This is a genomic window from Kosakonia oryziphila (genome assembly GCF_900094795.1).
Lineage (GTDB): Bacteria > Pseudomonadota > Gammaproteobacteria > Enterobacterales > Enterobacteriaceae > Kosakonia > Kosakonia oryziphila.
The window spans coordinates 48382-62270 of sequence record NZ_FMBC01000010.1 but is presented as its reverse complement, the minus strand read 5'-3'; the positions used below and the strand labels follow the sequence as shown (position 1 = coordinate 62270).

Sequence of the window (13889 nt, the reverse complement as noted above, 5' to 3'; positions counted from 1 at the left end):
CGGTTTGCGCCGGCGGGGTTTTGGAATCGTGTGTTGTTCCGGACCCTACGGCGCATTGCCGACGACCACCACCACACGCACGACGACCACCGCGGCGTTATGCGCGGTTTTTAGTAGGCTCATCGACATTGTGGAAGCGTTCATTAGGGACCTGTCTGTCATGTCATTAACAGGATTTATACAAACACAGGATTTCGTCGCCGACAACTGCTTTTTACGCACCCGCATAAAACTGCGCGGCGGATCACGTTTGGTTATGCAGCCACTGAAAACAAAAAACCTCGCCGGAACGAGGTTTTTATACAGTTTTTGCGGTTGGTGGCCGCAAACACACTGCGTTACGTCAACAGAGGAACTATACGCGGAAACAGGCAGCCGTGCAATTTTCAGGCGTTTTTTCCCGCATTGAGTATGGAACAAGGTCAAAATTCCGTCCAATAAATACTGTATATATAAACAGTATTAATATATACTGACCTTGCTAATCAGTGTGCAGGGGCCGCATTTCTACGGCGCAAACAAGTCCTGGCTGAAACGGGTGGTGCCGTCAGCGCCTTAACCCCTAAGCGAGCACACTGCGTTACGCCAACAACACGGCTGACAACAGGCAGCGGAAAGGTAAGTCAGCCGGTGCTCCTGAACCAGAGGAGACGCGTATGAGCGGAATGGAACTGTTTATTCTGATCCTGAAACTCATTGTTGCTTTGTTGCAACTGCTTGAAGCCGTCCTGAAATTTCTGCGTTAATTCAGGTTCAAGCCGCACCAAAGAGGGGCGGGTAACCGCCCCTCTTTAACATCGCTAATCTGGTATCCACTGCGGGCGGCATGTTACCTTTTGGTGGCAACTCACTCGCCCAGGCCACCATGACACTCTCTGTTTTCTGCATTTTGCTGTTTGCCGCTCTGCTTCATGCCAGTTGGAATGCCATCGTGAAATCCGGCAGCGACAAACTCTATTCGGCGATTGCCGTAAGCGGTTCCGCCGCGCTGATCGCGCTAATTTTATTACCTTTCTCGCCACAGCCGACGCTCGCCAGCGTGCCTTATCTCGCCGTCTCGTGTGCATTGCAGGTGGTTTACACGGTGCTGGTGGCGAAAACTTACCAGGTTTCGGATATGAGCCAGACCTATCCGCTGATGCGCGGTACCGCACCGCTGCTGGTGGCGCTTATTAGCGTGCTGATCCTTGGCGATTCACTTTCTGGCGTAGCGTGGGGCGGTATTGCCGTGATCTGCCTGTCGATACTGGCGATGGCGTTTAACGGACGGACGCAATCACGCAAAGGGATCTGGCTGGCGCTTATCAATTCGGGGTTTATCGCTGGTTATACGCTGGTCGATGGCACCGGCGTTCGTCTTGCCGGTTCTGCACTGGGCTATACATTATGGACCTTTTTCCTTAACGGTTTTTGCCTGCTGTTCTGGGCGATGCTGGTGCGTCGGCAACAGGTGACTCGTTATCTGCTCGTCACCTGGAAAAAAGGCATTCCCGGCGGTATCGGCACCATGGGTTCTTACGGCCTGGCGCTGTGGGCGATGACGCAAGCGCCGCTGGCGGTCGTCGCTGCGCTACGCGAAACCTCGATTCTGTTCGGCGTACTGATTGCGTTTGTTCTTCTCAAAGAACAGGTTGCCGGGCTGCGGATTGTTGCCGCCTGTGGCATTGCTGCCGGCGCGGTACTACTGCGCCTTTCCTGAAGCTCACTGGCAACAAAAGTTGCCGAATATTGTCTATAAAACCTGCCTGTTTCATTCCTGTCTTTGCACCGGGTAATTGTGGTTCTGTCATCTGGCTGTGGTAGATTTCTCCGGCATTAAGGCTGTATTGCAGCCATATATTCTTTAATCCTTCATTTTTAAAAAGTAATCATCGACATGAAAAGGCAGAGAAACGTCAATTTGTTATTGATGCTGGTACTTCTGGTGGCTGTCGGGCAGATGGCGCAAACCATCTATATCCCGGCGATAGCGGATATGGCGCTCACCCTAAATGTTCGCGAAGGCGCAGTGCAAAGCGTCATGGCAGCGTATCTGCTGACTTACGGCGTATCCCAACTCTTCTATGGCCCGCTGGCGGACAGAGTCGGTCGCCGCCCGGTGATCCTTGCCGGGATGAGCATCTTTTTGCTGGCGACGCTGATTGCCATTACCACGCACAGCCTGTCGATGTTAATTCTGGCTAGCGCCTTACAGGGCATCGGCACCGGTGTGGGTGGCGTGATGGCGCGAACGCTGCCGCGCGATCTGTATGCCGGTACGGAACTGCGTCACGCCAACAGTTTGTTGAATATGGGAATTTTGGTTAGTCCGCTGCTTGCGCCGCTGATCGGCGGCGTGCTGAATACGCTGTTTAACTGGCGCGCCTGTTTTATTTTTCTGCTGGTTCTATGCCTGGTCGTCACCTGGAGTATGGCGCGCTGGATGCCGGAAACCCGGCCAAAAGACGCGCCGCGCCTCCGCCTGCTGGCCAGCTACAAAACCCTGTTCGGCAATGGCGCATTTAATTGTTACCTACTGATGTTGATTGGCGGTCTGGCCGGGATTGCGGTCTTTGAAGCCAGCTCGGGTGTGTTGATGGGCGGCGTGCTGGGCCTGAACAGCATGACGGTCAGCGTCCTGTTTATTCTGCCGGTGCCAGCGGCCTTTTTCGGCGCTTGGTTTGCCGGGCGGCAAAACAAGCGCTTTACCTCGTTAATGTGGCAGTCGGTGATCTGCTGTCTGGCGGCCGGTCTGATGATGTGGATCCCGGGCATTGTCGGGGTGATGAATATCTGGACGCTGGTCGTGCCCGCTGCGCTGTTTTTCTTCGGCGCCGGAATGCTGTTCCCGCTGGCGACCAGCGGCGCGATGGAGCCATTCCCGTTTCTGGCGGGCACCGCAGGTGCGCTGGTTGGCGGATTGCAGAACATCGGCTCCGGCGGCCTGGCGTGGCTCTCTTCACAACTGCCGCAGAACGGCCAGTTTAGCCTTGGGATGCTGATGACGCTGGCCGGGCTTTTAATTCTGTTGTGCTGGCTGCCGCTGGCGACGCGCTTTTCTCGCCATGAACCGGTGATTTAACCTCATGATGGCCCGGCCTCGCGTCGGGCTTGTCGCACTCTGGCGCAATCATCATTTTCAATAGCGGCTCCGGCCCTGGACGCCATGCGCCCTCTTCCCCATCATAAAATTGCGTATCAGTATTGATCGCATAGGGAATTTTCACCTTATTCAGCTCGCAGGCCATAAAGTGGGCGAAAGCCATTTGCGATTCAGTGGGCACATTTTTAATGGATTCACCTACCGCCCAGCCGCCAACCCAACTGGCATGCCCGGATTTCTGCTGCCAGCGCACCGCCGTATTAATCCGCGCACGGATGGCGGCTTTTTCCGCCGCCGTGCCCGATGTCCACGGATATTTACCGCTATTTTTCTGCGGTCCCCACGGGAAAATGTGCCACTCGGCTAACAGATAGTTCTGGCTGTGCGGCGGCAGTTTCAGCGAGGAGAGATCTTCCGGTGCGGCGCGCAGACGCGGGGCAATAAAAATCATGCGTTGAGCGTCGATATTATGCAGGGTGCGCACGACATTTTCATAAGCGCGATTCAGAGCGGGCAAATCACGGTTAAGTTTGTCAGCCGGTTCATAAATCACATCAAAACCGAGCGTCGGGTGCCCGGTACCGAAAAAGTTCGCTACCGTTGACCACCACGCCACCAACTGCGCTTCGTTTTTGGCATCCGGATCGGCTTTGAAGTTGTCTGCCTGATAGGCAATCACCGGGATTATCCCATACTGTTCGCAGGCCTCCACCAGTTTACGCAGGTGGATCAGCCGCGCTTCCGTCATGTTATCGGCAACGCGAATGCGCACATGACGGATACCAGCGTCGTAGAAATCACGCACGATCAGCGGGTCGAACTCGCGGATACCACGATCAGTACGTGCCCAGTCGACATCCATCCCCACCCCCAGCTTTTGCGCATATTGCGCCGCCGTCAGCGGAGTATCAGCGGCAAACACGGAGGTTCCCGCCAACAGCATAACAACTGCAATCAGTGGCTTTAACACAGTTGACCTTGTGAAAATAAGGGATGAATACATGTATTTAGCATGCCCGCGTTCACACGTGTAGCTGCAAAACGTAATAAATTCTCAAAACAGCGGCCCACTTGCGCCGCTGGCCGATTCCTGTTTTCTTTAACGCTCCGATTCTTACGAAAACGAACCGATGAAAAACACCGACATTCAGAAACTCATCCAGCAGTTTCCGCTTATAGAGCAGTTGATCGCGCTGAAAGAAACGCAGTGGTTTAACCCTAATAGTACCTCCGTTGCACGAGCTTTGCCGCATGTTGGCCTGACGCAACAGGATGTTAGCAATGCCCACGCGCGGCTTGCCCGCTTTGCGCCGTTTATCGCTCAGGCTTTCCCGGAAACGGCGGCAAGCCACGGCATGATTGAATCTGACGTGGTTCCGATCCCGACAATGCAGCACCGCCTCGGCCCGGATATCACCGGTGAGTTGTGGCTGAAAAAAGACAGCCATTTGCCGATTTCCGGTTCCATTAAAGCGCGCGGCGGTATTTATGAAGTGTTGACCCACGCGGAAAAACTGGCTTTCGCTGCCGGATTACTGGCGCCGGATGACGATTACAGCAAACTGCTGTCGCCTGAGTTTGCCCGTTTCTTCAGCCAGTACAGCATCGCCGTTGGCTCCACGGGAAATCTTGGGTTATCGATCGGAATTATCAGCGCGCGACTTGGTTTTCGCGTCACGGTGCATATGTCGGCCGATGCCCGGGCCTGGAAAAAAGCGCTACTGCGCAGCCACGGCGTAAACGTGGTGGAGTATGCCGAAGATTACGGCGTGGCCGTTGCGCAAGGGCGCAAAGCGGCAGCAGCGGATGCGAACTGCTTTTTTATTGATGATGAGAACTCTCGTACCCTCTTTCTGGGCTATGCCGTCGCCGGACAGCGTCTGAAAGATCAGTTCACACGGCTTGGCAAAGTGGTGGACAACGCGCATCCGCTGTTTGTCTATCTGCCATGCGGCGTGGGTGGCGGGCCTGGCGGCGTCGCCTTTGGTCTGAAGCTGGCGTTCGGCGATGCTGTACACTGCATTTTTGCCGAACCAACGCATTCTCCTTGTATGCTGCTGGGCGTGTATACCGGGCTACATGACAGCATTGCGGTGCAGGATCTGGGGATTGATAACCAGACGGCGGCCGATGGTCTCGCGGTCGGGCGCGCTTCCGGCTTTGTCGGACGGGCAATGGAGCGCCTGCTGGACGGCTTCTACACCGTCGATGACAACACGCTTTACCAGCAACTTGGCTGGCTGGCGCAGGAGGAAGGTATCCAACTGGAGCCGTCGGCGCTGGCGGGAATGTCCGGGCCACAGCGGATTTGCAGCGATAGTGGCTATCATCAATTGCACGGCTTTAGCTCCGAACAACTGGCACAGGCCACCCATCTTGTATGGGCCACCGGCGGTGGAATGGTACCCGCCGATGAGATGGCGCACTATCTGGCTAAATCCCGCTAAATCAGCCGCTCCGGCGCAGCCAGTCCATCAGTTCGACAGGGGAGCGTCGTTGGTGCAGCAGATCGCGCATTACGCGCATATGCGGCGCGCTGTGGCTGAAAAAGTGGTAATAACCGTGGCACAGCGCGCTTTTTCCCTCGATGATGCGGTGCTTCGGGCAATCGCCCCGGCAAAAACGCAGGACGTCGCAACGCTGACAGGCTTCGCTAAGGCTGGCTTTTTTACTCTCCCCGAAAGCGGCTGCTTCGTGGCTGGCGTTGAGGGTTTTAATCGGGATCTGATGCAGAAAAGCGTGGCCGCAGGTCTCGCCAAAACTGCACATTTGCGACGGATAGCGGCTCCAGACGCCGAGCGTGGAGTCAAATAACTGCACATAAACCCGGCCAATATCTTCCCGTACCCAGATGTCAAATACGGCGGTAAGAAAGTTTCCCCAGGCTTCGCCGCTGACCGATTCGGCAGACAAGCGCCCATGTGCGTCCTGTTCCACCAGCGGAATAAACTGCAAAAACGGTGTACCGAGCGCACGCAAATAGCAATACAGGCGCTGTGGCTGCTGACTATTGAGATTATTGACGACGCACAGCAGGTTGTACTTGACCCGATGTTTCGCCAGCATCGCAATAGCATTAAGGACTTTTGGGTGCGATGGTTTGCCGCTACGGTTCACACGGTAAGCATCATGCAGATCCGCCGGGCCATCGATGGAAACACCCACCAGCCAGCCATTGTCGTGAAAAAAATGGCACCAATCCTCATTCAGTAGAATGTCATTCGTCTGGAAGGCATTTTCAATACGTTTGCCGTTGGCGTACTTTTTTTGCAGTTCGGCAACGCGCTGAAAGAATTCCAGCCTGCAGAGCGTCGGTTCGCCGCCCTGCCAGACAAACGGCACTATTTCGCCCGGCTGGGCATCGATCTGCTGGCGAATAAACGCCTCCAGCGTGGTGTCATCCATAACATTTTGCTGCGGTTTTTCGAGGTAAAAACAGTAGCGGCAGTTAAGGTTGCAGCGTGAACTGGCGGGCTTAGCCATAACGTGGCAGCCTGGCATGCAAATGTCCTCACAAAAAAAGAATAAGCTGACGGATATGCGTTACAGCAAACAGTAATGCGAGGGAAAGCACTGCGAGGGAGATCAATAATTTGTCACGTGTTGCGCCGGGCAAGGCGAAATCGCTTTTATTGACGTCCATTAAGATACGCTTATGGGTATAGCGCCAGAGCAGTAACGCTGCCAGCGCCAGAATGATGAGCGAGATCCAGAAAGGTATGTCCGAATGTTGCCAGTTATGCCTGACGGCCAGCGCCATCAGCGCGCCGTAGCCGAACAGAGTACGCAACCATGCCAGCGATGTCCGCTCCGGTTGCAGACCAGGATCTGTTTCGCGCCGGGCTTTGCGGTTATTCGGCATAAAACACCAGCACCATTACCACCAGTGCAACCGCCAGCAGCAACACGCTTATTAACATCAGCACATGTGTATAAGGCAGATCTTCTTTCAGGCGCATCGCTTTTTCATTGCGCAACCAGCGCAGATAGCCATAGAGCGCCAGTGCGCCGGAGAAGAGACACAGTAGCAGTGCCAGCACTTCACGGATCAGCGGCGTGGCAAACTGCGGCGCCAGTTGATCCAGCCCGACACCTGCCGCGAGAAACCCCAGCGCGGTACGGATCCAGGCAAGAAAAGTACGCTCATTCGCCAGCGAGAAGCGGTAGTCTGGCGCTTCACCGACGCGGGAAATTTTCATCTTTTCTCCTTCCACGTTGATAATCCTGCCAGCGTTGTACCCTCTTGCAGCGGTAAAGGGAAAACTGAACCGGGCAGGTCTTCAAGGTAGCGGATAAACTGATGCTTTTCGACTCTTTCGCGCAACGGAAAACCGGCACCCTGACGGTGCCGGGCAGGAGAATTAATGCAGCGGCGGCCAGTACGCTTTGTTCGCTTCCAGCAGATCGTCGAGAATAGCTTTCGCCACCGTTGCACTGGGCACGGTTTTCGACAGCGTGATGGCCTGCCACAACTTCTGGTAGGAGCGCTGTTCCCAGGCATCGACCACCAGTTTTTCTACAGCTACCTGCTGGCTCATCAACCCTTTCTGAAAATGTGGTATATCACCGACCGTCAGCGGCTCCGGGCCGTTTTTCCCCACCAGACAAGGGATTTCCACCATCGCATCGGCATCAAAATTATGAATAGCGCCGTTGTTTGGCACAATCAGCAACATGCGCTCCTGGGTGTTAAAGGCAATAGCAGTTGCCAGATCGACAATGTAAGAAGCATGCTCGTCAATCTCCAGCTCACCAGCGGAGGATTTACCGGCGGCAATAATCGCCCGGCAGGCGCCAAACACCTGCTTCTCACGATGATCCATCACCTCATTGGCACGCGTACGTTCAGGGTTACTGTGGGCAACCACATAGTCCGGGAAGAGGTAATACTTCAGATAAGTGTTCGGCATGGTATCCGGGTCGAGCGCCTGCACATCTTTCGCTTTGGCGAACGTATCGTTCCAGCTCGCTTCGGTATGCGCGTTATCCGCAGGCGGAACATAACCATGTTTCGCCACATATTCGCGCAATTTCGGCATTAGATCGTTACCGTTCATATCTTCAATCGATGTCCACCAGCCGAAGTGGTTAAGCCCGTAGTAGCGTACCCGCATCTCTTTGCGGTCTTTCAGGCCGACAATTTGCGCCATCCGTCCTTCAATGCCGATAGGCATATCGCAGATGTTAAGAATTTTGGCCTGCGGACGCAGGCGGCGCGTGGCTTCCGCGACAATCGCTGCCGGGTTGGAGTAGTTAAGCATCCACGCATTGGGCGAATATTTTTCCATATAATCAACCAGCTCCAGCACGCCGCCGATAGAACGCATACCGTAAGCGATACCGCCAGGCCCGCAGGTTTCCTGGCCTAATACACCATGGCGCAGCGGGATTTTTTCATCTTTTTCACGCATCGGGTATTTGCCGACGCGGATATGTGCCATCACAAAATCGACGTCGGTAAAGGCTTTTTTCGGGTCGGTGGTGTAGCTGAATTCAATCTCCGGCGCTTGCTCCTGTAGGATAATTTTGCAGGCTTCGGCGATGGTTTCCTGGCGCGCGCCATCGTTGTCATAGAATTTTAGCACCCGCAGCGGGAAGCGATCGCGGTTAGCCAGCAACATCAAAACGATACCGGGAGTAAAAGTGCTGCCGCCGCCAGCGATAACAACTGAAAACTGTTTCATGATACTGCCTCCGTCATGGTGGATGGTTCATTGGTCAAAGGGGTTTTCATCAGGGATTCAAGCTGGTCACGCAGTAAAGGAACATGCAGGCCGACAATCACCTGGATGGCGTTGCCGCGTCGCACGACACCGTGCGCGCCCAACGCTTTAAAGACGTCATCGCTTTGGGTTTTCGCCATATCGACCAGCGTGATGCGCAGCCGCGTCGCGCAGTTGTTGACGTTTTCGATGTTTGCCGCACCGCCCAGCGCCTGCAAAAATCCGCCAGCCTGGCCCAGCGAGTCTTTCGCTGCCGCCGTGGTTTGCCCGCGCGCCGCTTTGTAATCGGCCTTGCTGTAGAGTTTGATTTCACTCGCTTCCCGGCCAGGCGTTTTCAGGTTTAAGACGGCGATCAGCGTGCGGAAAACGATGAAATAGAGCGCGGTAAAACAGAGGCCGACGGTAATCTGGGTGAAAATCATCGCCGCATGGTTATGGAACATCGGGATCCAGTTTTGTGGCAGAAACTGGTCGAGCAGTCCGCCGCCCATATTGCCCACCACGCCGAAGCTATACATCACCGTCGCCATCGTCGCTGCCAGTACAGCGTGGACGGCAAACAGTAGCGGGGAGATAAACAGGAAGGTAAATTCCAGCGGTTCGGTAATACCTACCAGCACGGCAGTCAGCGTTGCGGGGATCAGCAGACCCGCGACTTTAACGCGGTTTTCCGGCGCGGCGGTATACCAAAGCGCCAGCGCAATGCCGATGGAGCCGAACACTTTCGAGTTACCGTGCAGCGCAAAGCCGCCTTCCGGGAACAGAACTTTCAGTGGTTCGGTACTCTGGCTAAATGCCTGTAGATGTTGCGCCCAGTACATCTGAATACCGCCTTCTACAGCCGCCGGGCCGAAAATAAAGGGACCGTAGACAAAGTGGTGCAGCCCGGTCGGGATCAGGATGCGTTCCAGGAAGGTGTAAATCCATACACCCAGAGCCCCGGCAGAGCGCAGAAAATCCTGCAACGACGCAATACCAAGCTGCACTTTTGGCCAACCCAACAGCGTCAGCCATGCACAAGGGATCATCACAAGGAAGGCGATAATCACCACAAACGAGGTGCCCTGGAAGATGCCGAGAAACACGGGCAGCGGTTTGTCGAAAAAGCGGTTATGGATGGCGGTGACAATGCCGGAAATCGCAATCGCCCCAATAATGCTGGTGTCGAGTGTTTTGATCCCGGCAATTAGCGCTAAACCGCTGCCCGCCGTGGGTTCAATGCTGAAATCGACGCCAAAAAAGTGACCCCAGGTCATCCCCATGGCGTTAATGAAGTAGTTCCAGGTCAGAAAACTAATCAGCACTGCGAGGCAGGCTCGCCCTTGCGCCTGTTTTGCCAGGCCAATCGGTAAACCGACAGCGAAAATCAGCGGCATATTGCGAAACACCGCCCAGCCGCCCTCTTCGATGATATGCACACATTGCGCAAACAGATTGTCGGGTGCAGTTAACGTTTCGCCGACAAACAGGGGATTACTCAGCATGATGGTGATACCTACCACCATACCGGCAAACGGGAAGAGCAGCACCGGTGTGAACATGGCGCCGCCGAAACGTTGTATTTGACTGAGCATCTTAGAATCCTCATGTAACAACTTGTAGGGGTAGAGGCCTTGTTGGTTTTTTGTGGGCCTGCGAGCAGCATAAGAAGCCGCCACCGCGCCAACATGGTGCGCCGCCGCGATTCGTGATCGCTTTCATGGTTTTATTTCACACACTCATGTCTACTTTTCAGGCAAAACATAGACATGTTCAGAGGCGATGTTTCCGCTGACGGGGGCAAAGAGGTCTACAGGTGATCTATAAATCTATTGCCGAGCGATTACGCCTGCGGCTCAATTCATCGGATTACCATATCGGCAGCCCGTTACCGGGCGAAAAGGCGTTAGCGCTGGAGTTTGGCGTGGCGCGGATGACGATTCGCAAGGCAGTCGATCTGCTGGTGGGTTGGGGATTAGTGGTACGCCGTCACGGTAGCGGGACATTTGTCGCACGCAAAGATGTCCATCATGAAACGGCCAATCTGACCGGGCTGGTTGAAGTACTGCGCCGACAGGGCAAAGAGGTGCAGAGTCAGGTTTTGCAGTTCGAAGTGATGCCCGCGCCACCTGCAATAGCCAGCCAGTTACGCATCCAAATTAACGAACGGATCTACTTCTCGCGGAGGGTGCGCTACGTGGAGGGAAAACCGCTGATGCTGGAAGACAGCTATATGCCGGTGAAGCTGTTCCGTACGCTGTCATTGGGGCATCTGGAGGGGTCGAAATTCGATTATATCGAGAAGGAGTGCGGCATCACTATCAGCGGTAACTACGAAAGCCTGACGCCAGTGCTGGCCGATAAACAGATGGCCAGCTTGCTAAACGTGGCGGAACAAACGCCGCTGCTGCGTATTACTTCGCTCTCCTACAGCGACAGCGGCGAATTTCTTAACTACTCAGTAATGTTCCGCAACGCCAGCGAGTATCAGGTGGATTACCACCTGCGCCGTATTCATGCCGGGACGCTATCAACCCATCCCCCAAAACAGCACCGCCAGAAGCTGTGGGGTGATAATACGTAAAAACATCACCAACGGATAAACCGTCGCATACGAGAGCGCCGCTGCACCGCTGGTGGCATGCAGGCCGTTGGCAAACGCTAGCGCTGGCGGATCGGTCATCGACCCGGCCAGCATGCCGCAGAGAGTCAGATAGTTCATCTTCACCAGCATTCGCGCCAGCAAACCGACGGTTACCAGCGGAATGGCGGTGATAAAGATGCCATAACACATCCATTTCACCCCATCGCCCTGGGTCAGCGTGGCGATAAAGTCGCCACCGGATTTCAGCCCCACCACCGACAGGAACAGCACAATTCCCAGTTCGCGCAGCGCCAGGTTCGCGCTGGGCGGCATAAACCAGTACAGCTTGCCGATCGTGCCAATTCGCCCAAGGATCAGTGCCATAATCAGCGGCCCGCCCGCGAGACCCAGCTTCAGCGCCGCCGGAAACCCCGGTATATACAACGGCACCGATCCCAGCAGAACGCCAAGCCCAATACCAATAAACACCGGCAGCATTTGTACCTGCTGCAATTTGTGCTGCGCATTGCCAACCTCGTTAGCCACTGCTTCGATTGCTGACGGACGCCCGACAAGATTAAGGATATCGCCGAATTGCAGGCTGGCGTCGCTGCTGGCTACCAGCTCCACACCGGCACGGTTCAGGCGGGAAATCACGACGTCATAGCGCTCCTTGAAGTGCAGATCGCGGATTTTTTTCCCCAGCACTTTTTCGTTGGTCACCACTACGCGTTCGACGCGCAAATCCGTGCCGCGCGTCGACAAAGAGGTATCGACTTCTTTGCCTATCACCAACTGTGCGTTATGCAGATCGTTCGGTAGCCCCACCAGATGCAATAAATCTCCGGACTGAATCAGCGTGATCGGCGAGGGCACCATCAGCAAATCATCTCGTTTGAGACGCGAGCAGATGATTTTGTCGCTGTTAAGAATGGGAACGTCCTGAATCGCCATATTGTTGAGATTCGGGTTTTCCACGCGGATATTAATGGTGCGGATCGGCGAAGTGCCATGGCTGAGCGTTGCGTCGTGCTGTAGTGCCTCTTCATCGATATTAACGCGAAACAACACGCGCATCAGCCACATACTGAGCAAAATACCGCAAATACCAAACGGATACGCCATGGCATAGCTCATCCCCATCAGGTCGAGCTGCGGGCCAGGAATGCCTAAATCACGCAGGATTTGCTGCCCCGCGCCAAGCGCTGGCGTATTGGTGACCGCACCGGAAAAAATCCCCAGTACCACCGGCAGTGGAATAGCAAAAAGTTTATACAGAATGGTGGTGACAAGACCGCCGAGAACAACGATTAAAACAGCGAACAAATTCAGGCGCAGACCAGAAATGCGTAAAGAAGCGAAGAACCCCGGCCCCACCTGAATGCCGATGGTATAAACAAACAGGATCAGGCCAAATTCCTGCACAAAAAGCAGTATCTGACCGTTTATAGAGATACCCAGTTTATCCAAAAGGTGGCCGACAATTATCCCGCCAAACAGCACACCACCAATACCAAAACCCACGCCACGAATTTTCACGTTGCCAATCCACAACCCGACAACGGCTACCAGCGCCAGTACGCTTACCGTTAATGCGATATCACTCATGATCTTTTCCCTGTACATGATGACTGCAAGGAGTTTGGCAGAACCCGTAATAGCTGTATAGGTTATACCCTACATAGTGTACGGAATTTCTTTGCTTCAGAATGTGGCGAAGATTGCACCCGCAGAAAACCGTTGCCCTGAACAAAAGTGGGTCTGATGGTGCGCTGGTTCCCGGAAAAACGCGGATATGCCACAGGGAAGGTAGCGGCTATATTTCGCAGGATATTGGTTCCATCTTTGGCGGCTGCTGGCAGCACTGATGTATCAGCAAACGGCAAGCTGGAATCTGGTGTTTGGCTGCGCCATCACGCTTGATATTCTCTGTGCGCTGCTGGCTTTTTTGTGTTCAAACCCTGGCGGCAGCGTTTTTTGCAACGCGTTCGCGCATAACAATAAAGGCTCCGCATTTGGAGCCTTTTGTTCTGACGCCGTTAGCTATTTAACGCCGGGCGATTACTGATGGCAATCCGCTGTGGCGCTGCGCTTTCCGGCACATTGCGCAGTAGATCGATATGCAACAAACCGTTGGCAAAGGTCGCGCCGGAGACTTCCATAAAGTCTGCCAGCGTAAAGCTCAGGCTGAACGGCTGTATTACCAGCCCCTGATGCAACCATTTCGGCTCGTTGGCCGGTTTTTCCGGCGTGCCTTTAATGGTCAGGCGGCTATTTTCCAGTTGAATATCCAGTTCTTCCTGGCGGAAACCGGCCAGCGCAAGGGTGATGCGGTAGTGGTTATCGTCGCCTTTTTCAATGTTGTAAGGAGGGAAAGACTGCTGTTCAGTGGTGCTTTGCAGGGCGTTAGCCAGTTTGTCGAAGCCAATCCACTGACGAAAAATCGGGGATAAATCATAGTTACGCATGGGTGTTTCTCCTTCTAAGAAGCGAGTGAATACCTGCGAGCACAATGGCTCAC

Annotated in this window: 14 protein-coding genes and 1 pseudogene; 6 read left to right on the top strand and 9 right to left on the bottom strand. The window is 54.5% G+C overall.

Annotated features, from left to right (window positions below):
- Positions 1-45 precede the first annotated feature (45 nt).
- Positions 46-144, bottom strand: coding sequence for an ilvB operon leader peptide IvbL (gene ivbL / locus GA0061070_RS24690; RefSeq protein ID WP_139109736.1), 99 nt, complete (start codon positions 142-144; stop codon positions 46-48).
- Positions 145-656: 512 nt separating this feature from the next.
- Here ivbL and tisB point away from each other — a divergent pair.
- From tisB to emrD, 3 genes are all read left to right on the top strand, one after another.
- Entirely contained in the window at positions 657-746 is a 90-nt protein-coding gene (gene tisB / locus GA0061070_RS06800) for a type I toxin-antitoxin system toxin TisB (RefSeq protein WP_064562565.1), read from the top strand.
- Between the two features lie 119 nt (positions 747-865).
- On the top strand, positions 866-1699 hold the full coding sequence (locus tag GA0061070_RS06795) for a DMT family transporter (protein WP_090134823.1): 834 nt from the start codon (positions 866-868) through the stop codon (positions 1697-1699).
- 177 nt (positions 1700-1876) lie between these two features.
- Complete coding sequence (gene emrD, locus GA0061070_RS06790) at positions 1877-3061, top strand: multidrug efflux MFS transporter EmrD (protein ID WP_090134770.1); 1185 nt, start codon at positions 1877-1879, stop codon at positions 3059-3061.
- On the opposite strand, the gene GA0061070_RS06785 is transcribed toward emrD, so the two are convergent.
- Positions 2964-4052, bottom strand: coding sequence for a cellulase family glycosylhydrolase (locus GA0061070_RS06785; protein WP_244153053.1), 1089 nt, complete (start codon positions 4050-4052; stop codon positions 2964-2966). The two genes, emrD and GA0061070_RS06785, sit on opposite strands and share 98 nt — an antisense overlap.
- 160 nt (positions 4053-4212) lie before the next feature.
- On the opposite strand from GA0061070_RS06785, the gene GA0061070_RS06780 reads away from it, so the two are divergent.
- Positions 4213-5529, top strand: coding sequence for a D-serine ammonia-lyase (locus GA0061070_RS06780; RefSeq protein ID WP_090134767.1), 1317 nt, complete (start codon positions 4213-4215; stop codon positions 5527-5529).
- Between the two features lies 1 nt (position 5530).
- Here GA0061070_RS06780 and GA0061070_RS06775 read toward each other — a convergent pair whose 3' ends face one another.
- The 5 genes from GA0061070_RS06775 to GA0061070_RS06755 form a co-directional block, all read right to left on the bottom strand.
- Positions 5531-6583 carry a radical SAM/SPASM domain-containing protein gene (locus GA0061070_RS06775; protein ID WP_167353546.1) on the bottom strand — a complete coding sequence of 351 codons (1053 nt, stop codon included), beginning with the start codon at positions 6581-6583 and terminating at the stop codon, positions 5531-5533.
- 10 nt (positions 6584-6593) lie between these two features.
- Entirely contained in the window at positions 6594-6944 is a 351-nt protein-coding gene (locus GA0061070_RS06770) for a DUF202 domain-containing protein (RefSeq protein WP_090134763.1), read from the bottom strand.
- On the bottom strand, positions 6934-7281 hold the full coding sequence (locus tag GA0061070_RS06765; protein ID WP_090134762.1) for a YidH family protein: 348 nt from the start codon (positions 7279-7281) through the stop codon (positions 6934-6936). Before GA0061070_RS06765 ends, GA0061070_RS06770 begins: the two co-directional genes overlap by 11 nt.
- A gap of 162 nt (positions 7282-7443) precedes the next feature.
- Positions 7444-8766, bottom strand: coding sequence for a 6-phospho-alpha-glucosidase (locus GA0061070_RS06760; protein ID WP_090134760.1), 1323 nt, complete (start codon positions 8764-8766; stop codon positions 7444-7446).
- Complete coding sequence (locus tag GA0061070_RS06755; RefSeq protein WP_090134759.1) at positions 8763-10379, bottom strand: alpha-glucoside-specific PTS transporter subunit IIBC; 1617 nt, start codon at positions 10377-10379, stop codon at positions 8763-8765. Before GA0061070_RS06755 ends, GA0061070_RS06760 begins: the two co-directional genes overlap by 4 nt.
- 221 nt (positions 10380-10600) lie before the next feature.
- Here GA0061070_RS06755 and GA0061070_RS06750 point away from each other — a divergent pair, with 221 nt between their 5' ends.
- Positions 10601-11368 carry a GntR family transcriptional regulator gene (locus tag GA0061070_RS06750; RefSeq protein ID WP_090134757.1) on the top strand — a complete coding sequence of 256 codons (768 nt, stop codon included), beginning with the start codon at positions 10601-10603 and terminating at the stop codon, positions 11366-11368.
- On the opposite strand, the gene GA0061070_RS06745 is transcribed toward GA0061070_RS06750, so the two are convergent.
- Positions 11315-12976 carry a putative transporter gene (locus GA0061070_RS06745; protein WP_090134755.1) on the bottom strand — a complete coding sequence of 554 codons (1662 nt, stop codon included), beginning with the start codon at positions 12974-12976 and terminating at the stop codon, positions 11315-11317. The two genes, GA0061070_RS06750 and GA0061070_RS06745, sit on opposite strands and share 54 nt — an antisense overlap.
- Positions 12977-13185: 209 nt before the next feature.
- Here GA0061070_RS06745 and GA0061070_RS25470 point away from each other — a divergent pair.
- Positions 13186-13366: pseudogene (locus GA0061070_RS25470) on the top strand (oxalate/formate MFS antiporter); the annotation flags it as partial.
- 41 nt (positions 13367-13407) lie between these two features.
- Here the strand turns inward: GA0061070_RS25470 and ibpB are convergent.
- Positions 13408-13836, bottom strand: a complete 429-nt coding sequence (ibpB, locus tag GA0061070_RS06735) for a small heat shock chaperone IbpB (RefSeq protein WP_007369405.1) — start codon at positions 13834-13836, stop codon at positions 13408-13410.
- Positions 13837-13889: the final 53 nt, after the last annotated feature.

Excerpts from the sequence above, each read along its gene's own strand:
- GA0061070_RS06770 (WP_090134763.1), bottom strand. The coding sequence starts at position 6,944 with ATGCCGAATAACCGCAAAGCCCGGCGCGAAACAGATCCTGGTCTGCAA.
- GA0061070_RS06745 (WP_090134755.1), bottom strand. The coding sequence starts at position 12,976 with ATGAGTGATATCGCATTAACGGTAAGCGTACTGGCGCTGGTAGCCGTT.
- GA0061070_RS06780 (WP_090134767.1), top strand. The coding sequence starts at position 4,213 with ATGAAAAACACCGACATTCAGAAACTCATCCAGCAGTTTCCGCTTATA.
- GA0061070_RS06760 (WP_090134760.1), bottom strand. The coding sequence starts at position 8,766 with ATGAAACAGTTTTCAGTTGTTATCGCTGGCGGCGGCAGCACTTTTACT.
- GA0061070_RS06795 (WP_090134823.1), top strand. The coding sequence starts at position 866 with ATGACACTCTCTGTTTTCTGCATTTTGCTGTTTGCCGCTCTGCTTCAT.
- GA0061070_RS06765 (WP_090134762.1), bottom strand. The coding sequence starts at position 7,281 with ATGAAAATTTCCCGCGTCGGTGAAGCGCCAGACTACCGCTTCTCGCTG.
- GA0061070_RS06755 (WP_090134759.1), bottom strand. The coding sequence starts at position 10,379 with ATGCTCAGTCAAATACAACGTTTCGGCGGCGCCATGTTCACACCGGTG.
- ibpB (WP_007369405.1), bottom strand. The coding sequence starts at position 13,836 with ATGCGTAACTATGATTTATCCCCGATTTTTCGTCAGTGGATTGGCTTC.
- GA0061070_RS06775 (WP_167353546.1), bottom strand. The coding sequence starts at position 6,583 with ATGCCAGGCTGCCACGTTATGGCTAAGCCCGCCAGTTCACGCTGCAAC.
- tisB (WP_064562565.1), top strand. The coding sequence starts at position 657 with ATGAGCGGAATGGAACTGTTTATTCTGATCCTGAAACTCATTGTTGCT.
- ivbL (WP_139109736.1), bottom strand. The coding sequence starts at position 144 with ATGAACGCTTCCACAATGTCGATGAGCCTACTAAAAACCGCGCATAAC.
- emrD (WP_090134770.1), top strand. The coding sequence starts at position 1,877 with ATGAAAAGGCAGAGAAACGTCAATTTGTTATTGATGCTGGTACTTCTG.